The sequence below is a fragment of the Pseudomonas sp. 05N434 genome (assembly GCF_056396965.1).
The window spans coordinates 1-651 of record NZ_JBFTMK010001025.1 but is presented as its reverse complement, the minus strand read 5'-3'; the positions used below and the strand labels follow the sequence as shown (position 1 = coordinate 651).

1 pseudogene is annotated in these 651 nt (G+C 58.2%); it reads right to left on the bottom strand.

The window, feature by feature from the left end:
• Positions 1 to 137: 137 nt before the first annotated feature.
• Positions 138 to 651, bottom strand: a pseudogene (locus tag AC1DLB_RS31490) (NADPH-dependent 7-cyano-7-deazaguanine reductase QueF); the annotation flags it as partial.

Sequence of the window (651 nt, the reverse complement as noted above, 5' to 3'; positions counted from 1 at the left end):
GGCCGGCACCTTGCGCAACATTGTGCAAGCCTTGGGCAATATGGGGATCTGAACCTGCCAGATGCAAAAAAGCCCCGCTATCGATAGCGGGGCTTTTTCATATCCGGGATGTGCAAATGCAATCCCACACTGGCTCTTTATTGTCGGACCAAGCGATGGTTCGGCAGTTGCACCTCTTCGGTGCTGCGATACGGGTTGATGTCCAATCCACCACGACGCACATACCGCGCGTACACCGTCAATTTCTCCGGCTTCAGCAACCGCTGCAGGTCGAGGAAAATCCGCTCTACGCACTGTTCATGGAAGTCCGAGTGCTGGCGGAAGCTCACGATGTATTCCAGCAAACTCGCGTGATCCAGCGCCGCGCCACGATACTCCACCACCACGCTGCCCCAGTCCGGCTGACTGGTGACCGGGCAGTTGGATTTGAGCAAGTGGCTGTGCACGCACTCTTCAACGATGCGCAACTCATCGCAACGCAGCAATTCCGGACGCGGATGCTCATAGTTGCTGACACTGATGTCCAGGTCATCGATGCACACACCCGGCAACGCCACGACGCCTTCCGCCTCTACCTCTTTCAGGCTGCGAACCCGCACGCCCACCGATGCCTCTACCTCTTTCAGGCTGCGAACCCGCACGCCCACCGAT